The following is a 21,962-nucleotide window of genomic DNA, read 5'->3' on the forward strand; positions in this document are numbered from 1 at the left end:
CCCCTTATCCGGATTCGCACCTCTTTCAGGGCCCCCCAAGGGGTGCGGATCCGAATAAAGAGTGCGGCTGGGTTGCCCCCCACCAGTGGGCGTGCGCATTTGGTGGCCAGTGGGCCATCGCAGCCGCACCCCTTGTTCGAATTCGCACCGGGTGCATGGCTTTACAACGGGTGCGGATCCGAACAAGGGGTGCGGCTGGGTTGGTCAGAGTTGGTGGGCGGCGGTGTGGTCGTGGGTGGGGATGATGCGAACGTGGGGCCGGGCGAGGTGGAGGCGGTGGAGGGTGTGGTAGGTGGCGTCTCGGTCGTGGTCGGCGAAATTGCCTGGGTAGGCGGATTTTTGGCGGATGTCGTCGATTTGGAGGTGGTGCCAGGCGGCGTCGCCGGCGAGGAGGATCCAGCCGGTGGGGGTGTGGGCGAGGATGCCTATGCTGCCGGGGGTGTGGCCGGCCAGGTCGACGAGGGTGACGCTGGCGTCGCCGAACAGGTCGTGGCTGCGGGGGAAGGTGAGGACGGGTGGGCCGTCGAGGTCGTAGCGGATCAGGGGGCGGTCGCGCAGGGAGTCGCGGACGCCGCCGACGGGGGCGACGGCGCCGGACATGATCCAGTCGTGTTCGGGGCGGTGCAGGTGGACCGGGAGGTTCGGCAGGTCGAGCAGGCCGCACACGTGATCCCAGTGGGCGTGGGTGGGGAGCGCGAAATCCGGGACGATCGATCCCAGCGCGTCGATCGTGGGGATGGTGTCGGCGGGTGGGCGCACGGCGACGCGCAGCACCGCGGGGAGTTGAGCGATGGCACGGTGCTCGGCGGCGCGGCAGACGGCCGGGTCGACGACGAACGTGGCCTCGGGATGCCGAATCACGAACGAGGTCAACGCGTTCGCGATGCGCCGCGGCCGGAAGCGGCCCTCGACCACCGCGCCCGTCGGCACCCACCGCGGGGTCTGCGGGAGCGCGGTCACCGTCACCGTCACCGAGGCGGCGGGCAGACCGGCGTTGGTGATGGACCGCAGCAACCGCTCGTCGGGTCGCCGCGACCGCGCCATGCCGGATACGAAACCCACTGCGGCCCCGCAACATTCGAGCAGTGAAGGACGGCGCACCGGATCGGACATGAATCCTCCTGTTCTCCACCGGCAACCTGGACCGTCGCCGGGAACCGTGGCACCGTAATACTTCAGGTCGACATGAAGTAAAGAGGTGGACCATGACCGAAGCGTTCAAGATCGGCGACGCCGCCGCCGAACTCGGCATCGAGGCGCACGTGCTGCGGCACTGGGAATCGGTGGGCCTGCTCACCCCCGCGCGCACCCCGTCCGGGCACCGCGCCTACGACCGCGACACCCTCGATCGCGCCCGGCTCGTCCGGACCCTTCAGCGCGCCGGGATGTCGCTGCCCGAGATCCGCGACCTGTCCCGCGCCGACCCGCCCGACCGCCTCGCGCTGGTCGCCGCCAAACGGGCCGAACTGCACACCCGGCTCACCCTGCTGCGAGCCACCGATCGCTTCCTCGCGCACGTCCTGGAATGCCGTCACCCGGTCATCGCCGACTGCCCGGACTGCGCGACCTTCGCCGGTCGCCGGGATTAAGTTGAGAAGAGGCTCAATTTACCGCTACGCTCCGAAGTCGAGATACCACTCAACTTTGGAGAGCATATGTCCGACAACAAGACCGCGGTAGTGATCGGCGTCGGCCCGGGCCTCGGCATGTCCATGGCCCACCGCCTCGGCCGCGAGGGTTTCCGCGTGGCGCTCGTCTCCCGCAACGCCGCGCGGCACGAGAGGTACCTCGCCGAACTCGCCGCCGCGGGGATCGAGGCCACCGCCCACGCCGCCGACGTCACCGACGCCGACGCATTCGACCGGGTGCTGGCGCGGCTGGGCGAGGTCGACTTCGCCTACTACGGTCCCGGACCCACCGATACCGTCATCGTCCCGATCGCCGAAATCGACGTTCCCACAGCGCAATCCGCGTTCACCTGGGTCTGGCCCGCCGTTCGACTCGCGCACGCCGTGCTACCCGGGATGACGCGTCGCGGCCGCGGCGGCTTCGTGATCGCCGGGGGACTGTCCAGCGTGCGGCCCATGCCCATGCTCGGGCAGCTGGCCCTGGCCGCCGCGGCCCTGCGCAACTACGCCCTCACCCTGCACGCCGCCCTCGCCGACAAGGGCGTCTACGCGGGCACACTCACCATCGGCGGCTTGGTCGAACGCGGCGACATCCATGCCATGGTCACCGCCGACACCGCCAAAGCCGCTGCCGCGCAAGGACATACGCTCGATCCGGATCGCATCGCCGACGCGGCGTGGGAACTCTACCGCGCCCGTGACCGCGCCGAACGGGTCTTCGACGCGCTGTAGGACTCAGCGCTTGGTGGTTCGCAAACCGTCCATGGCGACGGCCAGCAGGCGGTCCGCCGCCTCGCGCCCCGCGGATTCGCACGACGCCCCGATGCCGTGACCCAGCCGCAGAATGTCGCGCGGTTCGACATCGGACCGCACGACGCCCGCCTCCTGGGCCGGTTTGAGCACGGCCGCGGCGGCCTCGCCGACCAGCGACGAGCAGAGCCGGAACGTGGGGGAGCCGTGATCGATGGCGGCCTTGAGGGTGAGCGCGAGACCGCGCTGGTGCCAGACGAAGTCGATCTGGGCGTGCATCCACTGCTCCAAAGCCTCATCGGGCGGACACGTTTCGACCAACTCGTAGGCGCGCTGGGCGAGCCCCTCCACGGCCGAGCGGTACACAGCCTCCATCAGCGCCTCCCGATTGGGGAAGTGCCGGTACAGCGTGCCCGCGCCCACGCCCGCGCGGCGCGCGATGTCGTCCAGTGGCGCCTCCGGACCGTGTTCGGAGAAGGCTTCCCGCGCGACCGCCACGATGCGCTCGTAGTTGCGCCGGGCGTCGGCGCGCATGGGTCGCTGCGTCGGCGATGCGTCCACTGCTCCTCCACTGGAAACGGATGAACTCTCCGCTTAGTCTTGCGTAACCGGAGGTCTTCTCCATATGCTAACTCCATCGGAAACGGAGAATGTCTCCGTTTGATTCCTCGACCGCTGGAGCCCCCTTTGACCACCACCACGCTCAGTGCCCCGCCCCGCGCGGACACCGGCTCACCCCGGGTCCGCCCGGGAATCGCGCTGGTCACGCTGCTGACCTGCCAGCTCATGATCATCCTCGACGTCACCGTCATGAATGTGGCGCTGCCGCGCATCCGCGCCGATCTCGACTTCAGCCCCACGGGACTGTCCTGGGTCATGGACGCGTACACCCTGGTGTTCGGCGGACTGCTGCTGCTCGGGGGTCGCGCCGGGGACCTGTTCGGCCGCAAACGGCTGTTCCTCGCCGGAACGGTCGTGTTCACCGTCGCCTCCCTCGCGGGCGGTCTGGCGCCGACGGCCGGGTGGCTGATCGCGGCCCGGGTGGCGCAGGGGATCGGCGGCGCGATGGCCGCGCCCAACACCCTCGCCCTGCTGACCACGACATTCACCGAACCCAAGGCGAGAATCCGGGTGCTCGCGCTGTTCTCGGGCATGTCCAGCGCCGGATTCGCGGTCGGCCTGCTGCTCGGCGGGCTGCTCACCGAATGGCTGAGCTGGCGGTCGGTGCTGTTCATCAATGTGCCCTTCGGGCTGGTCGTCGTCGCGCTGGCGCTGCGCTATCTGCCCGACGCGCCGCGCCGGCCCGCGGCGCTGGACCTGCCCGGCGCGGTGACGGCCACCGCGAGCGTGGGCGCGCTGGTCTACGGCTTCATCAGCGCGGCGACCGACGGCTGGGGCAACCTCACCACCGCGTTGTCGCTGAGCGCCGGGGTCGTGTTGCTGCTGGCGTTCCTGGTGGTGGAGCGGCGGGCCGCCGCGCCGCTGCTGCCGCTGCACCTGTTCGCCGACCGCTCCCGCGCCGCCGCCTACGCCAATATGTTCCTCGGGCCGATGGCCGGGATGTCCATGTTCTTCTTCCTCACCCAGTACCTGCAAGAGGTGCGTGGAATGAGCGCGCTCGCAACGGGTTTCGCGTTCCTGCCCACGGCCGTGCTCATGTTCGCCATCATCCGTCTCATTCCCCATCTGCTGCCGCGCTTCGGCCCCAAACCGCTCACCGTGATCGGCACCCTCGCGATGCTGGCCGGACTGCTGCTGTTGACCCGGCTGACGACCGACAGCGGCTACTTCCCGCTCCTGCTGGCCGCGATGGTGTTGATGGGCTGCGGGATCGGGTTGGCGTTCTCCCCGCTGAACGTGATCATCATGGCCACCGTGCCGCCGGCCGAGGCCGGTGCCGCCGGGGGCGCGCTGCAAACCTTGCAGCAGACCGGCGGGGCGCTGGGTCTGGCCATCCTGGTGACGGTCTTCGGCACCGCCGCCCGCTCGGCCTCCGGTTCACCCGCCCAGGTGCTGGTCAGCGGAACCACGGCGGCCTTCGCCACCGCGGCGGTGATCGCGGTTCTCACCTTCCTGGTCGCGCTCACCTTCCCGAAGGTGCGGCAGCCGAACTGACTGGGGCGCAGCGGGTTCCGACGCGCAGATGCACCGGAACCCGCTCCCGCCGAGGCGGTCCGTCCGAATCAGCCCGAGCGCAACCCTGTCCGAGACTCGTCCCCGAACCCTAGGATCCGCCCATGACCGCCCGTCTGCCGCTCATCGACATCTCCCGATTCCGCGGTCCGGATCGGGCCGAGTTCCTCGCCGAACTCCGCGCGGCCGCACATGAGATCGGATTCTTCTACGTCGTCGGCCACGGCGTGCCGAAGTCGTTGACCGACGGCGTCTTCGAGGTGGCCCGGGAATTCTTCGCGCTACCGCTGGCGCAGCGGCGCGAGATCGACAATGTGCGCTCGCCGCAGTTCCGGGGCTACACGGTCACCGGCAACGAGTACACCGGCGGTGCGCCGGATCGCCGCGAGCAGATCGATATCGGCCCCGAGCGCGAGGCCCTCGAGCTCGGCCCCGACGATCCGCCCTGGCTGCGTCTGATCGGGCCGAACCAGTGGCCCGCGGCGCTGCCGCGATTGCGGGAGATCACCCTCGCCTGGCAGGCCGAGGCGCTGCGGGTGAGTCGAGAGGTGTTGCGGGCCTTGGCCGCCGCGCTCGGACAGGACGAGGGGTACTTCGACCGGTGGTTCGACGAGGAGGCGTCGGCCCACGTGAAGATCATCCACTACCCGGGCCGCGCGGCGGGGGAGTCCGATCAGGGCGTGGGCGCGCACAAGGACTACGGGTATCTCGCGCTGCTGCAACAGGACGAGGTCGGCGGCTTGCAGGTGCAGGGGCCGGACGGGTGGATCGACGCCGTGCCGGTGCCCGGCAGCTTCGTGTTCAATATCGGCGAGATGCTCGAAATCGCCACGGGCGGTTACCTTCTCGCGACGCGGCATCGGGTGGTGAGCCCGCCCGCCGGGGTGGACCGGTACTCGGTGCCGTTCTTCCTGGGCCCGCGCTTGGACGCGGTGGTCGAACCGCTCACGCTGCCACCGGAATTGGCGGCGCGCGCCCGCGGGGTCAGCGACGAGGCCGACAATCCGCTGCACGCCCGGTACGGCGAGAACGCGCTGCGCGGCTGGCTGCGGTCGCATCCGGAGGTGGCGCGGCGCTGGTGGTCGGCTTCCCTCCCCTCGTGATCGGCGGCTGATACCGTCGCGGGGGATTGTCCGGCGGGATCGGGGCCAGCGTGCGCGGTGAACAGTTGAACGACGGTCTGTCGGTGGTGGCCGTGGGGTCCGGGCCGCCGCTGGTGGTGCTGCCCGGTCTGGGGCAGGGCGCCGATCTGTCGGTGCGGGTGCCGCGCGTGGCCGCCTGGTCCAACAGCGCGCTCGCCACCGGACTGAAGCGCCGGATCCATCTCATCCATCGTCCCGTCGCCCCGCCCGCAGATATGACCGTCGCCGATCTGGCCGGATGGCACGCCACCGCGCTGGCCGAACGGTTCGGCGAACCGGTGGATGTCATGGCCGTCTCCGGCGGCGGCATCACCGCCCTGCAATTGGCCCTCGACCACCCGGAAGTTGTTCGCCGCCTTGCCCTCTGCGTCACCGCGAGCACCGTCAGCGAGCACGGCAAGCGCGAACTCCGCCACATCATCGAGCGCGAGGGCCTGGGCCGATCCGCCGCCCGCAGCGGCAGCCGCCTCATCGCCGACGGCCCACTCCGGCTCCTGACCCTCCTCAACTTCCTCACCCGCCGCAGCCGTCCCCGCGCCCCCGGCGAAGCCGCCCTCGTCTACGCGGTACAGGACTGGGACGTCACCGACCGCCTCCCCGAGATCACCATCCCCACCCTCCTGATCGGCGGCTCCCGCGACACGATCTTCCCCCCGGAGTTGGTGCGCCGCACCGCCTCCGCCCTCCCCGACGCCCGCCTACTCCTCCTACGCGGCCGAAGCCACACCTCGGCCCTCTTCGACCCACGCACGAAGTCGGCCATCGCGACCTTTCTGAATCAGCAGGTGTGAAGGGCCATTCGCGCGGGGGACCGCTCAGCCGGGTGCGAGCGGCCGCTCGCGCGCGAAACTGGGCATCAGCCGGGTGTGAGCGGCCGCTCACGCGGAACTCGGCATCAGCCGGGTGTGGGGGCCGCTCGCGCGCGGAACTCGGCATCGGCTGGCTGTGAGGCTGCCGCTCGCGTGGGGGACTCGGCCGAGTGTGAGAGGGTCGCTCGCGCGCGGAATTTGGGATTAGCGGGGTGTGAGGAGCCATTCGCGCGGGGGGACTCGGCATCAGCCGGGTGTGAGGGGTCCGTCGCCCCTGAAGGTTCCGGCCAAGTGATGCGCCGCAGGTTTGTAGACGACAAGGCAGGGGCGGCGAAGGCTTGGCCGCCTGCTGCTTCGATGACGGCGACTGCCTCGTCGGCGCGATCCTTGCGCCCGGCGTAGCCGACGACGACGGCGAAACCATCGGCGGTCAGGCCGATGGCGTTCCCGCGCAAGGGCCAGGCCCTGGCGCTGTCCTACACCAAGGGCGTCGGCGGCACCCGCGCGGACGTCATCAAGACCACGCTCCACTCGCGCGAAACTCCGCATCAGCCGGTGCGAGGGGCCACTCGCGCAACTCGGCGTCAGCCGGGTGCGAGGGGCCATTCACGCGCCGAGCTCGGCGTCAGCCGGGTGTGAAGGGGCTACTCGCGCGGAACTCCGCATCAACCCGGCTGTGAAAACTCACTTGCGCGCGTAACTCCGCAGCACGAAATCGTCGCGCCCGTTGCCCGAACGCCGGTTGCCGATCGTGTACGTCATCATGAACCGATCGGCCGGGATCACGGGTGCGTGCGCGTCGCCCGGGTATTCGGACTGGACCTCGGTGACCGCGATGACCGTCGCGACATCCAGTGCGCCGCTGAAGGTTTCGGCGCCACCGAGCACCCAGACCTCCTGCGGATCAGTGAGGGCGAGGGCCTCGTCCAGGGAGCCGGCGCGTTCGGCGCCGTCGGCGAACCAGTCGGGGTCGCGGGTGAGAACGATCTTGCGGTTGTGCGGGAGGGGACCGAACAGCTCCGGCAGTGCCGCCCATGTCTTGCGGCCGATGACGAGGGCGGAGTCGGAGACGGTGTCCAGCACGTGTTGGCGGTACTCGGGCAGGTCCCAGGGGATGTGGCCGTCGGCGCCGAGGACGCCGTCCCGGGTCTGGGTCCAGATCAGTCCGACCGTGCGCTTGCTGGTTTCGATCCATTCCGAACTCATACGTCCAGCGTAATAGGTAGTTGCCGGTGCTAACTTTCTCGAGAGAACGCCGGGAATGCTGTCGTACCCGTCCGGCATAGTCCTTTCGTGTGGACGGAATGACGGCGCGAGCGGGCGGGGTGCGGGGATGACGCGACGCGGGTGGGTGCTGTTTCTCGCGATGGGGGTGATCTGGGGTGTGCCCTATGCCATGATCCGCGTCGCCGTGCGCGACCTCGATCCGGTGGTGGTGGCGGGCGGGCGGACCGCGATCGGGGCGCTGCTGCTGTTGCCGATCGCGCTGTCGGGCCGTTCGCTCGGTCCGGTGCTGCGGCGCTGGCCCTGGCTGCTGGCCTACACCCTCGTCGAGATCAGCGGGCCGTGGCTGCTGCTCGGGCACGCGGAGACGCGACTGAACAGTTCGACGGTCGGGCTGCTGGTGGCCGCGGCGCCGCTGGTGTCGATCGTCGTCGTCACCGCCGCGGGATTCGAGCCGTTCGACGCGCGGCGGCTGGTCGGCCTGCTCATCGGGTTGGGCGGGGTGGTCGCCCTGGTCGGGCTGGATCTCGATCTGTCGGACCTCGGGGCGTTGGCGGCGGTCGGGGTGACCGCGGTGGGTTACGCGGTCGGCCCGATCATCGTCAACCGCAAGCTCGCCGATCTCCCGCCGATGGGCGTGGTGACCGCGTCGCTGCTGGCCGCCGCGCTGATGTACGCGCCATTCATGGCGTGGCGCTGGCCCGCCCGGGTCACCGCGCCCGCGGCCTGGTCGGTGCTCGGGCTGGCCGTGCTGTGCACGGCGACGGCCTTCCTGCTGTTCTTCGCGCTGATCGGTGAGGTCGGCCCGGCGCGCGCCACGGTCATCACATACCTCAACCCCGCCGTCGCCCTCGCCATCGGCGTGACCATGCTCGGCGAGCCGATCACCGCCGGAATGTCCCTCGGCTACCCCCTGGTCGTCCTCGGCTCCATCCTCGGAACCCTCCGCAGCCCAGCCGCACCCCTTGTTCGAATCCGCACCCCCTTCAGAGGTACGAAAAGGGTGCGGATCCCAACAAAGGGTGCGCCTGGGGGTGAGCCGGAGGTGGTGGACGACAGGGCGGGGTGAAACGGCTGGTTCGGGAGTGCGCGCGGGGGTACCCGGCAGCTGGTGTATGCCTGTCCCGCTGTGAAGGAGGACCCGCGATGACCCTGCCGTTCACCGAGATGTCCCCGCGCCGTTGGCAATTGCGCGACGAGCAGTTGACCGGGGCGGCCGAGGAACTGCTCCGGCACGACGAACGGGTGCGCGGGCTCGAGGTGAGCGTGGAATTCGATCGCGGGGTCGCGCATGTGACCGGGCGGGTCGACGAACCCCGCCAGCTGCTGACCGTGCGCGAACTGGTCGGCCGACTCGCGGGCGTGCTCGCGGTATGGGACCGGGTGCGAATCGACGGCACCGAACCCCGCGTCCTCGACGTCGGTTGCGGCGGCACCAAACAATATCCGGGCAATATCGGCATCGATATGCGTCCCGCGCCCGGCGTCGACGTCGTCGCCGATCTGCAATACGGAATCCCGTTCGCCGACAACAGCTTCGATCGGGTATTCGCTGTCCATGTGCTGGAACATCTCGTCGATTTCCTGCCGCTGGTCGACGAATGCCATCGGGTATTGCGTCCCGGCGGGGTGCTGCACGTCCTCTCGCCGTGGTGGCGGTATGTGAACGCGGTGGCCGACCCCACCCATGTGCGGCTGCTGGACGTGCAGACCTTCAAGGGCATCTGCGCCCGCCCGGACAGTGATCGACGCTGGTATCCGCTGCACGCGAGCTGCGACGGCGCGAGCGTGTTCGCCGATCTGCAACCCCTGGAGCCGGACGCGGAGGCCCCCTCGGACCGGCAATTGGCCCGCTTCTTCGATTAACCGCGCACCGCTAGGAAATCGTCAAGACCCTCGCGAGGTCTTCCTCACCGAGGCTACCGTCTGGAAAGTTGCCGAGTCAGTGTCGACGGGCGACGAAATCCCTTCGACAACAGACGGAGGCTCGCGCATGCGCACGGCACGCGATACCGTTGTCGCCGAACCGGATTCGGTTCCCCGACTCACCCCGGAACGATTGCCCACCCTGCCGCCGGGCGTGCGGCGGCCGCCCTTCCGCCCCGCCGAACTCGGCACCGGAATCGTGCACCTGGGTTGCGGCGCCTTCCACCGCGCCCATCAGGCGCTGATCACCCAGCACGCCATCGCCGCCACCGGGGACCGCCGCTGGGGCATCGCCGCGGTCGCCATGTCGCGGCCCGACATCGTGAAATCCCTTCGCGCACAAGGCAACCTGTACACCGTCCTGCTCCGCGAGGGCGACCGCGTCCGCGCCGAATCGGTCGGCGCGATCCGCGCGGCCGTGCACGCCCCCTCCGATCCGCTCGGCGTCGCCCGCCGCATCGCCGATCCCCGCGTGCGCGTGGTCACCCTGACCGTCACCGCGAGCGGCTACTGCGTCTGCCCGGCCACCGGCCGCCTCGACGCGGACTGCGATCCCGTGGTCCACGATCTGCGCCGCCGCCACGAGCCGTACAGTCCGATCGGCATCCTCGTGGAGGGCCTGGCCGCGATCCGTCGCGGCGGCGGCCGCCCGCCGACCGTGCTCAGCTGCGACAATATGGCCGCCAATGGACACCGATTGCGCCGGGCCGCAATCGAATTCGCCGCCCTGCGCGACGAACGGCTCGCCGACTGGATCGATCGCAACGTCCAATTCCCGTGCAGCGTCGTGGACCGCATCGTCCCACCGGCCACCGCCGCCGACATCGCCGTGACCCGGACCTGCCTGGGCGGCCTCGAGGATCGCGTCCCCGTCTGCGCCGAGCCGTATCTCGCCTGGACCATCGAGGACTTCGACGGGGAGCGGCCCGCCTGGGAACTCGGCGGCGCCGAATTCGTCACCGACGTCGCCGACCGGGAACGCGCGAAACTGCGGCTGCTCAACGGAACCCATCTGCTGCTGGCCTATCTCGGCGGCCTCGCCGGGCACGCCACGGTCGCCGACGCCTGCGCGGATCCGTCCCTCGGCGCGCTCGCCCACCGGTTCCTGTGCGCCGAACAGGGACCGACGGTCCGGCTGCCGGAAGCCGAAATCCGCCGTGCCGCGGACCGATTGCTGCGTCGTTTCCGCAATCGGGCCATCCGTCACGACCTGTCCCGCGTCGGCCGCGACGGCTCGGACAAACTCTTCCCTCGGATCGTCGCGCCCATGCTCGACAACATCGCCGCGGGCCGCCCCACCCCGATCGCCGCACTGGTCATCGCCGCCTGGATCCACGGATTCGCCTCCGCCACAGCCCCACTGGATCACCGCGCCGCCGACCTGATCGAACTGGCCCGCGTCCCGGATCCGCATCGCCGGGCGAGCGCGGTCCTGGCCCGAGGCGATATCTTCGGCGAGTCGCCGGATCACGCGCGGGTGCGCGCGGTCGGTGACGCGCTGGCCGAGCTGGCCCGCGACGACCTCACGACGGTCGTGCGCCGACGGCTCGGACCCGACTGGGAAGGGAGTGACCGATGAGCGCCGACGCACCCGTGCGGGCCGTGGTCTTCGACATGGACGGACTGCTACTGGATTCCGAACGGCTGGCCCTGGAATCGCTGACCCTGGCCGGGGCCGAACTCGGCTACGACATGCCGGTCGAGTTCTGCCACAGCCTGATCGGCATGCCCGCCGACCGCTGCCGGGAACTGACCGCCGCCGCGTTCGGCGCGGCCTTCCCCCTCGAGGACTACTTCGCCCGGCACGAGACCACGCTCGCGGGCCTGGTCACGGCGGGCCGCCTGCGCACCAAACCCGGTGTGCCCGAACTGCTGGACGCCCTCGACACGCGCTCGATCCCGCGCGCCATCGCCACCTCCTCCGGCCGCGAACGCACCCGGCACCACCTGACCGCCGCCGGACTCGCCGACCGCTTCGACGCGGTGGTGACCCGCGCGGACGTCAGCCGCGGCAAACCGGATCCCGAGCCCTACCGCACCGCCGTCGCCGCGCTCGGCGCGGATCCGGAACTCACGGTCGCCGTGGAGGATTCGCCCAACGGACTGCGCGCCGCCCACGCCGCGGGACTGCGCTGCCTGCACGTCCCCGATCTGGTCGCCCCCACCGACGAGACCCGCCGCCTGGCCCACCGCGCCTTCCCCGATCTGCACGCGGTGCTGGACTACCTCTCACCCCTGCTCGACGAGCCGTTTGACGGCCGCGAGATGGGCGTCGTGCCAGGCGTTTCCGTCGAACAGGTCCAATAGCGGGCGCGGGACACGGGATTCGACGTCCAGGGCGGTGACCATCGAACGCCGCAGCAGCTGCCGCCGGTCGTCGGTCTCGGTCACCGAGTAGATGACGGTCATGGTCGCGGTGAACCCGCCCAGATGCGCGGCCACGGGCGTGCGGGAACTGATCACCCAGCGGGTCGGGCGGCGGCAGCTGTCGACCCGCCAGCGCACCGTGAGGGTGTCGCGGTCGCAGGCGATGGTCTCGGTGAAATCGTCGTTGGCGGCGGCCGGTCCGATGGCGTCCCGCTCGACCTTCAGGCTGACCGGATGGGTGTGCGGCCACCGGTCGGGGTCGGTGACGGCGTCGAAGATCGCGGCGGGGGGAGCGGAGATCGCGAGCTGGGATCGAGTCTGGAAGATCCGGGGCATCGTCAACATCTCGCACGATTCGCCCGCGGGCGGCAACGGACGGGAACGGAAGTCTGCGGGCCGCGGTTGTGACATATCGGAGAAGCGCTGGTGACGCGGGCCGCGCGCGGCACACAGCGGGATCTAGGGGGATGAGCGCGGGCTAGGGGGAGGATTTGTCTCACATGTGAACATCGTCCAGGGCCACAACAAGTTTCACATCGCCCTGCTCGGCCTGGAATCCGGCGGGTATCTTGTCGAGCCCGATCCGCCGGGTGACCAGCGCTTCCAGCCAGTGCGGATCGGCCGCGGCGAGGGCCTCGACGGCCTGGTGGTAGTGGTCGTGGCTCGCGTTCACCGACCCCACCACGACCTCGTTGTCCAACACCATGGTCCGGTTCACCGCCCCCGCGTCCACGGTCAGCGTCCGCCCGCGCGGCGACACGCCCGTGAGACAGACGATGCCGGTCGGGCTGGTGTGCGCGATCATGTCGAACACCACCTGCCCGACGCCGGTGGCCTCGATGACGACGTCGGGGTCGAGCCGGTCGGCCACCTCGGCCGGGTCGTCGTGGTGATAGGTCGCGCCCAGCCGGCGCACGAGGTCGGGTTTGATCCCGTCGGTGACGCGGTCGAGCACGTGCACGTCGAGCCCGCGCTGCGCGCCGATCATGGCCGCCAGCAGGCCGATCGGTCCCGCACCCGTGATCAGCGCGCGCTCGGGCGCGAAGTAGCTGCGCTGCCCGATGCGGTCGATCTGGTCCCACGCCTTGGCCACGACGCTCGTCGGTTCGGTCAACACGCCGGTGCGTTCCAGCTCCGGCGGCAGCCGCACCGCGTAATCGGTTTCCACACACCACAATTCGCTGCCGTAACCGTCGGCGTCCTTGATGCCGCGCTCGGTGTAGCGGCCGTTGCGGCACATGTCGAAGCGGCCGTGCGCGCACGCCGAGCACGGCACCGGATCCGGGCGGCGCACGATCCCGACGACCAGATCGCCCGCGGCGAATCCGCTGTCCGCGGGCGCGTGCTCGACCCGGCCCAGCGACTCGTGCCCGAGGACCAGATACTCGCGGCCCGCCGGGGCCCAGCCGTAGTCCCCGGCGGCGATCTCCCGGTCGGTGCCGCAGACGCCCAGCGCCAGCCCCCGCACCAGCAACTCACCTGGCCCGGGCCGCGGATCCTCGACCTCGCGGACGGCGAGCGAATCCGCCTTGCCGGGAACGATTGTCAACGCGCGCATGTCTCGGCCGCCTCCGGATTCGGTTGCTCACGGAAGCGTCCGCTTCCTCAGCCGGGTCGTTCCCGGGGACGAATGGACGCAAACCCGGGGGGTAGGCCGCGAGGAACGGCCCGGTCGATGACAGGAGGCGAGCATGCGTGTCGTGGTGACGGGCGCGACCGGCAATGTCGGCAGCGCGGTGGTGTCGGCGCTGCTGCGGGAGCCGCGCGTCGAGTCGATTCTGGGGCTGGCCCGGCGCGAACCGGCCCGGCCCGCCGACAAGACCGAATGGGTCGCCGCCGACGTCCGCTGGGACGATCTGACCGAACTGTGCCGCGGGGCCGACGCGGTGATCCATCTGGCCTGGATGATCCAGCCGACGCGGCGGCCGCTGGACACCTGGCGCACCAATGTCCTGGGCAGCGCGCGGGTGTTCCGGGCGGTCGCCGACGCCGGGGTGCCGAACCTGGCGTACTCGTCCTCGGTGGGCGCGTACTCGCCGGTGCGCGACGACCGTCCGGTCGACGAGAGCTGGCCCACGCACGGCTGGCCCGCGGCCGCCTACACGCGGGAGAAGGCGTATGTCGAACGCCTGCTGGACGGCTTCGAACGCGCCCACCCCGACCGCCGCGTGGTGCGGCTGCGGCCGGGTTTCATCTTCCAGCGCGCCGCGGCCAGCGCCCAACGCCGCCTGTTCCTGGGCCCGCTGCTGCCCAATCCGCTGGTCCGGCCCGGTGCGATACCCGTCGTTCCCGACGTGCCCGGGTTGCGGTTCGACGCCGTGCACGCCGCGGACGTGGCCGAGGCGTTCCGGCTCGCGGTCACCGGCGACGCGCGCGGCGCGTTCAATGTCGCCGCCGATCCCGTCGTGACCCCGCGGCGGCTGGGTGAGCTGCTGCACGCCCGGGTCGTGCCGGTGCCCGCGCGCGCCGCCCGCGCGGCCGTCGCGGCGGCGTGGCGATTGCGCCTGGTACCCGCCCCGCCCGAACTGTTCGACGCGTTCCTGCACCTGCCCCTGCTCGACAGTGCCCGCGCCCGAACCGAATTGGGCTGGACCCCGCGCTTCGACTCCCTCGACGCCCTCACCGCGCTGCTCGACGGCCTGCGCACCGGCGCGGGCGCGGACACCCCGCCGCTCGCGGCGACCGCCGGCGGACCGCTGCGTGTCGACGAATTCCGTTCCGGCGCAGGCGGTTCCGATATCACCGATCGCCGCCGCGGCGTACCGCCCAGCGACGGCACCGAATACGTTCCCGGCCTCGCCTCCGGCGCACCCGTCTGAGGACCCGTCGGGCGGCGAAACCGTTTGCCCCCGCCCGCCCCGGGTAGGGCGACGAGGGGGCGGTCTCAGCCCGGCCGCCCGTTCCGACCAGGAGGTACGAAATGGCACATCGCATCGACAGCACCGCCGACGTCGTCGAATTCCTGCTCGAACAGCACAACCGGATCAAGCAGTTGTTCGCCGAGACCGCCGACGCGGCCACGTCCGAGGAGCGGGAGCGGAAGTTCTACGAGCTGCGTCGCCTGCTGGCCGTGCACGAGACCGCCGAGGAGGAGATCGTGCACCCGCGTGCCCGCAAGGTCATCGACCACGGCTCCGACATCGTCGACGCCCGGCTCGCGGAGGAGAACAAGGCCAAGCGCGCCCTCGCCGAGCTCGAGAAGGTCGACGTGAACTCCCCGGAGTTCACCGTCGCCCTCGCGAAACTGCGCGACGACGTGATCGACCACGCCGGGCACGAGGAGAGCGAGGAGTTCCAGCAGCTGCGCGCCCAGCTCGATCACGAGGATCTGGAGCGGATGCGCGGCATCGTCGAATTCGCCGAGAAGACCGCGCCCACCCGCCCGCACCCGGGCGTGGAATCGCCCGCGGCCAATATGCTCGCCGGGCCGTTCGCGGCCATGCTCGATCGCACGCGCGATCTGATCGCCAAACCGCGCGGCTGACAACCAATTTCGGTACGGAGGTCACTATGTCGATCCGGGAAACCATCCGGGACGGATTCCAGCGGCTGAAGGCGAATCTCGCCGGGCCGTCGGGTCGCCGCTCCGACGTCGGCGACGAACACGGTTCGGTCACCGCGGAGCCGCGGGGGAAACAGGAGCCGGGCGAACCGGAGTCCTCGCCGCGCGGCATCGGCGGAATGGACTTCTAAAGTCCTTGCGGGGAGCGCGGTCTCGGCCGCTGCCGCCGCGACTTGTCGCGGTACATGGCCTTGTCCACGGTGTGCATGAGGTCGTCGACCGCCTCGGGCCGCCGCGGCACCAGCGTGGTCCCGGCCGACGCGCCCACCGAGATCGCTTGTCCCGCAATGGTGATCGGCTCGGTGAGCGCGGACAGCAGCCGCGCCGACAGATCCACCAGCCGATCCTCGTCGGCGCAGTGCTCGACCAGCACGATGAACTCGTCGCCGCCCAGCCGCGCCACCAGGCCGTCGCCGCCCGCGGCCGCGCGCAGCCGGGCGGCGACCACCGCGAGCACCTGATCGCCGACGGTGTGGCCGTAGTCGTCGTTGACCTCCTTGAACCCGTCCAGGTCCAGGTAGCACAGGCCGATCGGCGGGGTGGCGTGCGCGAGCCGGTCGAAGAACAGCATCCGGTTGGCCAGCCCGGTGAGATTGTCGTGATGCGCGTCGTGCCAGAGCCGATCGGCCAGCGCCTTGCGTTCGGTCACGTCGACCGCGACCCCGATCAGGAAACGCATCCGGCCCTCGGCGTCGTGGACCGCCGACATCGACAGGTCGATGGTGGTGTGGCTGCCGTCGGGGCGGCTGATCTCGGTTTCCATCCGGAACCGGTCGTTGACCCCGAGCAGCAGCTGCTGGAACTCCCCGAACGCGGGCCCGAGATTGCCCACGCCGAGGATGTCGACGACCGTGCGCCCGGGAATCCGCTCGGCGGGAACGCCGAGCATATCGGCGAAGGCGGCGTTCACCTCGAGCACGGTTCCGGTGCGCACGTCGATGGTCCCGATGCCGACCGAGGCCCCGGCGAAGATCGCCTCGAACCGGGCCTCCGACAGTTGCCGCTGCTTCTCCGCCTCGCGCACGGCGGCCAGGGCGGCGGTGAGCGTCGACTCCTGTTCGGACAGCGCCGCGGTGCGCAGCGCGGCGGTGAATCCGGCGGCGAATTCGGCCGCGAGGGTGATCGCGCGCTCGCGCACCCGCTCCCGATCGGCTCCGGACGGGCACCCCGCCGCGACCAGATCCCGGCAGATGAACGCCACCGACCGGCTGACCGCGGCCTCGTCGCGATAATTGACGGCCACCAGCGTCGACGCGGCCAGCCGGGCCGTCTCGACGCCGTCGTCGGCGGTCAGCGCCGCGAGCAGTTCGGCCGCGAGCCCGGCGAGCACGGACTCGATCTGGGTGCGGGTGAGAGTCGGCGCCACGATGCCGTCGAGCGCGTCGGCCCAGCGCGCCGCCAGCTCCTTCGCACTCGACATCGGTCCCTCCGCCTCCTCGGTGGCCCCGGCTCAGACTCTTCGTCCGACGCCCGCCAAACCCAATGAGCGGCCGGGTGTTTCGTGTAGGTCGCGCTCGGACTCCGGATGCCACAGCGGCAGTTCGACCACGCCGGGCTCCACCAGTTCCCAGCCGTCGAACATGGCGGTGATGGCCGCGCGATCGCGGAACCGGATGCCGACGCGGGTCACATTGGCCGAGTTCGCGCCGAGTTTGGCCGCGTCCTCGGGCCGCTGCGCGGAGGTCAGGTGCGAGATGGCCACGTACGAGCCGACGGGCAGCGCCGCGCGCAGGGCCCCGACCATCGCCGCGGGTCGCTCGTCGTCCTGGAGCAGATGCAGCACCGCGACCAGCAGCAGCCCGACCGGCTGGGAGAAGTCGATGAGCCCGGTGTCCCCGGCGAGGGTCAGCAGTTCGTCCGGTCGGCGCAGATCGGCCTGGATGGCCCCGGCGCGATCGTTGCCGCGCAGGATCGTCCGCGCGTGCGTCACGGCCACCGGGTCGATATCGGCGTAGAGCACCCGGATCTCGGGGTCGAGCGCCTGGGCGACCTCGTGGACGTTGCCCGCGGTCGGAATGCCCGAACCGACGTCGAGGAACTGCCGGATGCCCGCGGCGGCCAGATACCGGACCGCGCGGCGCAGGAACGCCCGGTTGCTCAGCGCCAGCCGCGGCAGGTCCGGAACCAGCTTCCGTCCCATCGCGGCGGCCTGGCGGTCGATCTCGAAATTGTGCGAACCGCCCAGCAAGGCGTCGTACATCCGCGCCGGGCTCGCCTGTGTCATATCCACGCCCTCGGGCGCCCACGCCGGCCTGTCCACTCGAAACCCCTCTGATGTTGCTGTACCCGAGCATCCTAGTCGCGCCGCGGACGGCCGGGAGCGGCGACGCGTCGGTGCCCTAGCCATTAGCTTGCTAGGATGCTAGCATCGGCCGCGTGGGCGACGAGGAAGTGAAGCAGTTCAACGTCTACCTGCCGATCGGACTGATCAAGCGGGTCAAACATCACGCCATCGAGCACGGCACCTCGCTGTCGGCGCTGGTCGCCGACGCGTTGCGCGCGTATCTGGACGCCCACGAATGACCGAGCCGACAGTTGGAGGATCACCATGAGCACCGAGGGCTTCGAGGCCGTCTTCGTCGAAACGCACAATTGGGGAAAGTCGGCCCGGTTCTTCCAGGCCCTGGGCTTCGAACCGGAATTCACCACCGACCACAACTCGGGCCTGTTCCGCAACGGCGACGGCCCGTACCTGTTCATCGCGGAGGTCCCCCCGACCGAGCCCACCGGGGTGCGGTGCGTGCTGAAAGTGGCCGACGCGCAGGCATTCTCGGTCGACGGGGACGTCGAGGTGGTGCAGCCGTTCACCGAAACCCATTACGGCACACAGGAGATGCTCGTCCGCGACCCCGACGGGAACGTCTGGAACCTGCAAGCGCCGGGGAAGCAGCCGTGACACCCGACAACACCGCCGTCCGCACCGCCCTGTGGCGGGCCCTGCACCTGCTCGTCGACGCGCCGCCGCCCGTGCTGCGCGACGAGATCGGCCTCGCGCTGGCCGCGCCCGATCCGGACTGGCGGCGGCGTCCCGATATGGACCCGGAGGGAACGCGACGCACCCGCGCGAGCATCGTGGGCCGGGCGCGCTTCCTCGACGATCTCGTGGCCGAGCGGGCGGCCGCCGGGGTGGACCAGTACGTCGTGCTGGGCGCCGGGCTCGACACCTTCGTCCAGCGCAATCCCGAGATCGCCGCGCGGACAACGGTATTCGAGATCGACCAGCCGGAGACCCAGCAATGGAAGCGGCGGCGGCTCGTCGAACTGGGCTACGGCGTTCCGGATCGGTTGCGGCTCGTCCCGGTCGATTTCGAGACCGACGACTCCTGGCGGGATCGGTTGCTGGACAACGGCTTCGATCCGCGACGCCCGGCCGTGGTGTCGTCCACCGGGGTCAGCATGTATCTCACCCGGACGGCCATCGCCGCCACCCTGCGCCAGATCGCCTCGCTCGCACCGGGTTCCACGCTCGCGATGACCTTCCTGCTCCCCATGGACCACCTCGATCCGGAACTGCGCCGGGAATTCGAACCGGCGCTGCGCGGGGCTCGGGCGGCGGGAACGCCCTTCATCAGCTTCTTCACCCCCGAGGAGATCGTGCGCCTCGCCCGCGAATCGGGCTTCCGCACGGCCGAGGTGGTCAGCGGAACGGATCTGGCCGCCCGCTACTTCACCGGCCGCGCGGACGGCCTCGCGCCGCTGCGCGGCGAGGAGTTCCTGCTCGCGACCACCTAGCGGACCGCGCCGCTTCTGGCTAGAGTCAGCTAAAGCCAGAAGGAGGATCGATGATGACGACGCGGCGGGCCTACGACGAGGTGCAGCGCACCTGGAGCGCTCAGCGCTGGGACGACTGGGCGGCCACCTGCGCCCCGGCCTACGAATTCGACACCGGCTCCGGCCTGCGCCTCGACCTGGCGGGCACCCTGGCCTGGAACCGCGCCTGGTTCACGGCCTTCCCGGACTACACCGAGGAGATCGTCGCGGTGCACGTCACCTCCGACACCGCCGTCGCGGAACTGTCCGGGCGAGGCACCGCCACGGCCGAATTCGCCTTGGGCGGAAGGACTCTGCTGCCCGCGACCGGCCGCGTCTTCGAACTCGCCTACGCCAAGGTGCTGATCTTCGACGCCGAGGGCAAGGTGGTGCGCGACCGGCAGTACCAGGACCGGCTCGGGCTCTACCTGCAGCTGGGCGTCGGTTAGACCAGATTGATCGAATCCAGCACGCGCGCACCGAGTTCCGCGTCGCCCGTCACCGCGACCGCGCACGCGCGCCACGGCGTCCGGCGCGTGCTCCACTGCGGGAACTCCGGGGCCAGCCCCGCGATGTGGGCGGCGGCGCCGGTGGCCTGACCGGGGCGCACCCGCAGGCGGCCGCCACGGGGTTCGATGCGCCAGGTGCCGCCGCCCTGTCCGGTCAGGGTGAGGGCCACGGGGGCGTCGAGCCAGCTCAGGGCCTCGCGGTGCGAGCGGGCGAGCAGGGTGGTCAGCCAGACCAGGACCGTGCGCATGCGGTGCGGATCGGTCGGCGGGGGTTCGCGGTCCACGGCGGGAGCGATGTCGTGGCGCAGATGGATGTGCCAGTCCGCGACGAACATCGCGGGCACGAGACGCAGTGGGTACCAACCCAATTCGCCGAGGGGGAGGCGGATCAGGCCGGGTCCGGGGGCGGTCGCGACGCGGAGGGCGCGGCAGGCGCGTTCGCTCCAGCGGGCGTAGTCGTCGAGCAGGTGTTTGGTGCTGTGCGAGCGGGCCTCGTCGACCCACTGGTCGTTGAGGCGTTCCAGATCGCGGCTGGTCATGACCGCGGCGAGGGCCGGGGTGACCAGGGCGCGGGCCGCGGTGGTCAGGTGGAGGACGACGTCGCCGATCGACCAGCCGGTCGCGGCGCTGGCCGCCGCCCATTGCGCCGCGTCCAGGTCACGGCAGAAATCGAGCACCGCCCGGCGTTCCTCGCGCATCGCGAGCAGATGCGGCGAACTCATCGACCGGACGTTACCGGCTCGGGAGGGGAAACGGGCATCACCGACACCGCATTGACGCAATGAGAGAAAGTTGGATACATTCTTTCAGTGGATACAGTGTCGAATCCCACCGTTCCGCGCCGGCATCCGGCGACACCGCGCAAGGTGCCGGGGCTGCGTCCGTTCGCCGTCCTGCTGGGCATCGGACGGCCCGACGCCCAGCGGTGGCGGGAGCTGGGGGAGGCGCTGCTGATCGGCGACGAGCCGATGGACCGGCTCGTCGAGTGGATGTCCGCCGAGGGCATGGCGCACACCCGCCCGCTGTTCGAGCGGGCGCTCGCCGAGGGCGTCGACGCGGTTCCCGACGCGCCCGAACCGCTGCGCGCGTTCTTCCTCCGCTACGAGACCCCGCCGGACTGGGTGGACTGGGAGCGAATTCGGCGCGCCGAGAAGGTGCTTCGCGTCGGCGGCACCGACGGGCTCTACATCGCCCGCGACGTCGCGCTGCTGGGCGGCTATCTGGCCTCGGGCTTCAACAAGACCCTCATCCGCACCGGCGCCCTGGAGAAGGGTCCGGCCAAGCGCTTCGCCGAGACCATGCAGTGGGCCCTGGACGTCGCCTCCGACGACGGGATGCGCCCCGGCGGGCTCGGCTACCGATCGACCCTGCGGGTGCGGCTCATCCACGCCCTCGTGCGCAGGCATGTGGCCGCGCTGCCCGACTGGGACGAGGCCGAGTGGGGCGTGCCCATCAATCAGACCGATATGGCCGCGACCCTCGTCGGCGCGCTCATCTCGCCGTTCGTGGGCGCCATGCCGATGGGCATCGTGCCCGCGCCCGGCGATCTGGACGCCGCCGCGCACCTCACCCGCTACGTGGGCTGGCTGATCGGCGTGCGAGAAGACTGGCTGCCCAACGGTTTCCGCGACGCGGTGCGCATCCTCTACCACTCCATGTGCGCCATCACCAATCCCGACGAGACCACCGCGCAGCTGGCCATGCCCATGGGCGACGACCCGCTGGGCTGGCACTACCGCAATCTGGCGGGGCTGCGCGGGCGCGTCGCGCGCGCCCAGCACCTGTCGATCGCGTCGGCCTTCCTCGGTCCGAAGGCGATGCGGCAACTCGGTCTGCCCGCCTACATGCCGCCGTGGTATCCGCTGCTGCGGATCCCGGTCAACCTCACCCGAAGCGGTGCCGCGTTGTTGCTGCCCGGCGGATTCGAGCGGGCGGCGGTGCGCGGACGGCGGGAGCAGGAGGCGTTCCTGCGCACCCTCATCGGCGAGCGCGACGCCGTGATCGGCGACTCCGCGCAGCACGTGACCCACGCCGCCTGAATCCCTTTCGGGGACGGACAAATCCGGCAAGTGCGTACGCGAGACCGTTTCCACGCCTAAGATCCTGCTGGGCCGAACGGCGCGAACGACCGGGTAACCCAACGGTTGCCGTGGTGGGCGGCG

General features: G+C 70.7%; 25 protein-coding genes. 17 read left to right on the forward strand and 8 right to left on the reverse strand.

Features of this window, described 5'->3' with window-relative positions; all coding sequences use genetic code 11:
• Positions 1–204: 204 nt before the first annotated feature.
• The gene (locus ACWDSJ_RS28565; protein ID WP_450035543.1) at positions 205–1,113 is read right to left on the reverse strand and encodes an MBL fold metallo-hydrolase; all 909 of its coding nucleotides are present in this window, start codon (positions 1,111–1,113) and stop codon (positions 205–207) included.
• A gap of 92 nt (positions 1,114–1,205) precedes the next feature.
• On the opposite strand from ACWDSJ_RS28565, the gene ACWDSJ_RS28570 reads away from it, so the two are divergent.
• Complete coding sequence (locus ACWDSJ_RS28570) at positions 1,206–1,589, forward strand: MerR family transcriptional regulator (protein ID WP_450035545.1); 384 nt, start codon at positions 1,206–1,208, stop codon at positions 1,587–1,589.
• A 66-nt stretch (positions 1,590–1,655) separates the two neighbouring features.
• Positions 1,656–2,360: an SDR family NAD(P)-dependent oxidoreductase gene (locus ACWDSJ_RS28575; RefSeq protein ID WP_450035547.1), complete on the forward strand. Its 705-nt coding sequence runs from the start codon at positions 1,656–1,658 to the stop codon at positions 2,358–2,360.
• Between the two features lie 3 nt (positions 2,361–2,363).
• Here the strand turns inward: ACWDSJ_RS28575 and ACWDSJ_RS28580 are convergent, their stop codons facing one another.
• Positions 2,364–2,939 carry a TetR/AcrR family transcriptional regulator gene (locus tag ACWDSJ_RS28580; RefSeq protein ID WP_450035548.1) on the reverse strand — a complete coding sequence of 192 codons (576 nt, stop codon included), beginning with the start codon at positions 2,937–2,939 and terminating at the stop codon, positions 2,364–2,366.
• 126 nt (positions 2,940–3,065) lie between these two features.
• Here ACWDSJ_RS28580 and ACWDSJ_RS28585 point away from each other — a divergent pair, with 126 nt between their 5' ends.
• The 3 genes from ACWDSJ_RS28585 to ACWDSJ_RS28595 all read left to right on the forward strand — a co-directional run bounded on the left by ACWDSJ_RS28585 (position 3,066) and on the right by ACWDSJ_RS28595 (position 6,444).
• A complete protein-coding gene (locus ACWDSJ_RS28585) occupies positions 3,066–4,493 on the forward strand; it encodes an MFS transporter (protein WP_450035550.1) in 1,428 nt (475 codons plus the stop codon).
• 122 nt (positions 4,494–4,615) lie between these two features.
• Positions 4,616–5,614, forward strand: coding sequence for an isopenicillin N synthase family dioxygenase (locus ACWDSJ_RS28590; RefSeq protein ID WP_450035551.1), 999 nt, complete (start codon positions 4,616–4,618; stop codon positions 5,612–5,614).
• Positions 5,615–5,679: 65 nt separating this feature from the next.
• The gene (locus ACWDSJ_RS28595; RefSeq protein WP_450035552.1) at positions 5,680–6,444 is read left to right on the forward strand and encodes an alpha/beta fold hydrolase; all 765 of its coding nucleotides are present in this window, start codon (positions 5,680–5,682) and stop codon (positions 6,442–6,444) included.
• 702 nt (positions 6,445–7,146) lie between these two features.
• On the opposite strand, the gene ACWDSJ_RS28600 is transcribed toward ACWDSJ_RS28595, so the two are convergent.
• On the reverse strand, positions 7,147–7,668 hold the full coding sequence (locus ACWDSJ_RS28600; protein WP_450035554.1) for a dihydrofolate reductase: 522 nt from the start codon (positions 7,666–7,668) through the stop codon (positions 7,147–7,149).
• Positions 7,669–7,795: 127 nt separating this feature from the next.
• Between ACWDSJ_RS28600 and ACWDSJ_RS28605 the strand changes: the two genes are divergently transcribed.
• The 4 genes from ACWDSJ_RS28605 (at position 7,796) to ACWDSJ_RS28620 (ending at position 11,919) form a co-directional block, all read left to right on the forward strand.
• The gene (locus tag ACWDSJ_RS28605; RefSeq protein ID WP_450035555.1) at positions 7,796–8,755 is read left to right on the forward strand and encodes a DMT family transporter; all 960 of its coding nucleotides are present in this window, start codon (positions 7,796–7,798) and stop codon (positions 8,753–8,755) included.
• Positions 8,756–8,832: 77 nt separating this feature from the next.
• Positions 8,833–9,552, forward strand: coding sequence for a methyltransferase domain-containing protein (locus tag ACWDSJ_RS28610; RefSeq protein ID WP_450035556.1), 720 nt, complete (start codon positions 8,833–8,835; stop codon positions 9,550–9,552).
• Positions 9,553–9,679: 127 nt separating this feature from the next.
• Entirely contained in the window at positions 9,680–11,191 is a 1,512-nt protein-coding gene (locus tag ACWDSJ_RS28615) for a mannitol dehydrogenase family protein (protein ID WP_450035557.1), read from the forward strand.
• Positions 11,188–11,919 carry an HAD family hydrolase gene (locus ACWDSJ_RS28620; RefSeq protein WP_450035559.1) on the forward strand — a complete coding sequence of 244 codons (732 nt, stop codon included), beginning with the start codon at positions 11,188–11,190 and terminating at the stop codon, positions 11,917–11,919. The genes ACWDSJ_RS28615 and ACWDSJ_RS28620 overlap by 4 nt, the downstream gene beginning before the upstream one ends.
• On the opposite strand, the gene ACWDSJ_RS28625 is transcribed toward ACWDSJ_RS28620, so the two are convergent.
• Both ACWDSJ_RS28625 and ACWDSJ_RS28630 read right to left on the reverse strand, forming a co-directional pair.
• Complete coding sequence (locus tag ACWDSJ_RS28625) at positions 11,842–12,315, reverse strand: SRPBCC family protein (RefSeq protein WP_387368682.1); 474 nt, start codon at positions 12,313–12,315, stop codon at positions 11,842–11,844. The genes ACWDSJ_RS28620 and ACWDSJ_RS28625 overlap by 78 nt on opposite strands.
• A gap of 160 nt (positions 12,316–12,475) precedes the next feature.
• Positions 12,476–13,537, reverse strand: coding sequence for a glucose 1-dehydrogenase (locus ACWDSJ_RS28630; protein WP_450035561.1), 1,062 nt, complete (start codon positions 13,535–13,537; stop codon positions 12,476–12,478).
• Positions 13,538–13,670: 133 nt separating this feature from the next.
• Here ACWDSJ_RS28630 and ACWDSJ_RS28635 point away from each other — a divergent pair, with 133 nt between their 5' ends.
• The 3 genes from ACWDSJ_RS28635 (at position 13,671) to ACWDSJ_RS28645 (ending at position 15,672) form a co-directional block, all read left to right on the forward strand.
• Positions 13,671–14,798, forward strand: a complete 1,128-nt coding sequence (locus ACWDSJ_RS28635; protein WP_450035563.1) for an NAD-dependent epimerase/dehydratase family protein — start codon at positions 13,671–13,673, stop codon at positions 14,796–14,798.
• Between the two features lie 101 nt (positions 14,799–14,899).
• A complete protein-coding gene (locus ACWDSJ_RS28640; protein WP_450035565.1) occupies positions 14,900–15,463 on the forward strand; it encodes a hemerythrin domain-containing protein in 564 nt (187 codons plus the stop codon).
• 26 nt (positions 15,464–15,489) lie between these two features.
• Positions 15,490–15,672 (forward strand): hypothetical protein, encoded by a 183-nt coding sequence (locus tag ACWDSJ_RS28645; protein WP_450035567.1) that lies wholly within the window; start codon positions 15,490–15,492, stop codon positions 15,670–15,672.
• Here the strand turns inward: ACWDSJ_RS28645 and ACWDSJ_RS28650 are convergent.
• Together ACWDSJ_RS28650 and ACWDSJ_RS28655 are read right to left on the reverse strand one after the other, a co-directional pair.
• Complete coding sequence (locus ACWDSJ_RS28650; RefSeq protein ID WP_450035569.1) at positions 15,669–16,961, reverse strand: diguanylate cyclase domain-containing protein; 1,293 nt, start codon at positions 16,959–16,961, stop codon at positions 15,669–15,671. The genes ACWDSJ_RS28645 and ACWDSJ_RS28650 overlap by 4 nt on opposite strands.
• Positions 16,962–16,991: 30 nt before the next feature.
• Positions 16,992–17,801 carry an SAM-dependent methyltransferase gene (locus ACWDSJ_RS28655; RefSeq protein ID WP_450035571.1) on the reverse strand — a complete coding sequence of 270 codons (810 nt, stop codon included), beginning with the start codon at positions 17,799–17,801 and terminating at the stop codon, positions 16,992–16,994.
• 116 nt (positions 17,802–17,917) lie between these two features.
• Between ACWDSJ_RS28655 and ACWDSJ_RS28660 the strand changes: the two genes are divergently transcribed.
• The 4 genes from ACWDSJ_RS28660 to ACWDSJ_RS28675 are packed head-to-tail and all read left to right on the forward strand — an operon-like array spanning position 17,918 to position 19,740.
• The gene (locus ACWDSJ_RS28660) at positions 17,918–18,064 is read left to right on the forward strand and encodes a ribbon-helix-helix domain-containing protein (RefSeq protein WP_387368670.1); all 147 of its coding nucleotides are present in this window, start codon (positions 17,918–17,920) and stop codon (positions 18,062–18,064) included.
• Between the two features lie 25 nt (positions 18,065–18,089).
• Complete coding sequence (locus tag ACWDSJ_RS28665) at positions 18,090–18,437, forward strand: VOC family protein (protein WP_450035574.1); 348 nt, start codon at positions 18,090–18,092, stop codon at positions 18,435–18,437.
• The gene (locus ACWDSJ_RS28670; RefSeq protein ID WP_450035576.1) at positions 18,434–19,273 is read left to right on the forward strand and encodes a class I SAM-dependent methyltransferase; all 840 of its coding nucleotides are present in this window, start codon (positions 18,434–18,436) and stop codon (positions 19,271–19,273) included. Before ACWDSJ_RS28665 ends, ACWDSJ_RS28670 begins: the two co-directional genes overlap by 4 nt.
• 50 nt (positions 19,274–19,323) lie before the next feature.
• The gene (locus ACWDSJ_RS28675; protein ID WP_450035578.1) at positions 19,324–19,740 is read left to right on the forward strand and encodes an ester cyclase; all 417 of its coding nucleotides are present in this window, start codon (positions 19,324–19,326) and stop codon (positions 19,738–19,740) included.
• Here ACWDSJ_RS28675 and ACWDSJ_RS28680 read toward each other — a convergent pair.
• A complete protein-coding gene (locus ACWDSJ_RS28680; protein WP_450035580.1) occupies positions 19,737–20,522 on the reverse strand; it encodes a DinB family protein in 786 nt (261 codons plus the stop codon). The two genes, ACWDSJ_RS28675 and ACWDSJ_RS28680, sit on opposite strands and share 4 nt — an antisense overlap.
• A 96-nt stretch (positions 20,523–20,618) precedes the next feature.
• Between ACWDSJ_RS28680 and ACWDSJ_RS28685 the strand changes: the two genes are divergently transcribed.
• Positions 20,619–21,839 (forward strand): oxygenase MpaB family protein, encoded by a 1,221-nt coding sequence (locus ACWDSJ_RS28685; protein WP_450035710.1) that lies wholly within the window; start codon positions 20,619–20,621, stop codon positions 21,837–21,839.
• Positions 21,840–21,962: the final 123 nt, after the last annotated feature.

The organism is Nocardia sp. NPDC003482 (genome assembly GCF_053588115.1).

Bases quoted from the DNA above. Each gene is read 5' to 3' on its own strand.
- ACWDSJ_RS28675 (WP_450035578.1), top strand. From the start codon at position 19,324: ATGATGACGACGCGGCGGGCCTACGACGAGGTGCAGCGCACCTGGAGC.
- ACWDSJ_RS28610 (WP_450035556.1), top strand. From the start codon at position 8,833: ATGACCCTGCCGTTCACCGAGATGTCCCCGCGCCGTTGGCAATTGCGC.
- ACWDSJ_RS28615 (WP_450035557.1), top strand. From the start codon at position 9,680: ATGCGCACGGCACGCGATACCGTTGTCGCCGAACCGGATTCGGTTCCC.
- ACWDSJ_RS28605 (WP_450035555.1), top strand. From the start codon at position 7,796: ATGACGCGACGCGGGTGGGTGCTGTTTCTCGCGATGGGGGTGATCTGG.
- ACWDSJ_RS28575 (WP_450035547.1), top strand. From the start codon at position 1,656: ATGTCCGACAACAAGACCGCGGTAGTGATCGGCGTCGGCCCGGGCCTC.
- ACWDSJ_RS28620 (WP_450035559.1), top strand. From the start codon at position 11,188: ATGAGCGCCGACGCACCCGTGCGGGCCGTGGTCTTCGACATGGACGGA.
- ACWDSJ_RS28590 (WP_450035551.1), top strand. From the start codon at position 4,616: ATGACCGCCCGTCTGCCGCTCATCGACATCTCCCGATTCCGCGGTCCG.
- ACWDSJ_RS28650 (WP_450035569.1), bottom strand. From the start codon at position 16,961: ATGTCGAGTGCGAAGGAGCTGGCGGCGCGCTGGGCCGACGCGCTCGAC.
- ACWDSJ_RS28625 (WP_387368682.1), bottom strand. From the start codon at position 12,315: ATGCCCCGGATCTTCCAGACTCGATCCCAGCTCGCGATCTCCGCTCCC.
- ACWDSJ_RS28645 (WP_450035567.1), top strand. From the start codon at position 15,490: ATGTCGATCCGGGAAACCATCCGGGACGGATTCCAGCGGCTGAAGGCG.
- ACWDSJ_RS28570 (WP_450035545.1), top strand. From the start codon at position 1,206: ATGACCGAAGCGTTCAAGATCGGCGACGCCGCCGCCGAACTCGGCATC.
- ACWDSJ_RS28600 (WP_450035554.1), bottom strand. From the start codon at position 7,668: ATGAGTTCGGAATGGATCGAAACCAGCAAGCGCACGGTCGGACTGATC.
- ACWDSJ_RS28635 (WP_450035563.1), top strand. From the start codon at position 13,671: ATGCGTGTCGTGGTGACGGGCGCGACCGGCAATGTCGGCAGCGCGGTG.
- ACWDSJ_RS28630 (WP_450035561.1), bottom strand. From the start codon at position 13,537: ATGCGCGCGTTGACAATCGTTCCCGGCAAGGCGGATTCGCTCGCCGTC.
- ACWDSJ_RS28565 (WP_450035543.1), bottom strand. From the start codon at position 1,113: ATGTCCGATCCGGTGCGCCGTCCTTCACTGCTCGAATGTTGCGGGGCC.
- ACWDSJ_RS28665 (WP_450035574.1), top strand. From the start codon at position 18,090: ATGAGCACCGAGGGCTTCGAGGCCGTCTTCGTCGAAACGCACAATTGG.
- ACWDSJ_RS28680 (WP_450035580.1), bottom strand. From the start codon at position 20,522: ATGAGTTCGCCGCATCTGCTCGCGATGCGCGAGGAACGCCGGGCGGTG.
- ACWDSJ_RS28640 (WP_450035565.1), top strand. From the start codon at position 14,900: ATGGCACATCGCATCGACAGCACCGCCGACGTCGTCGAATTCCTGCTC.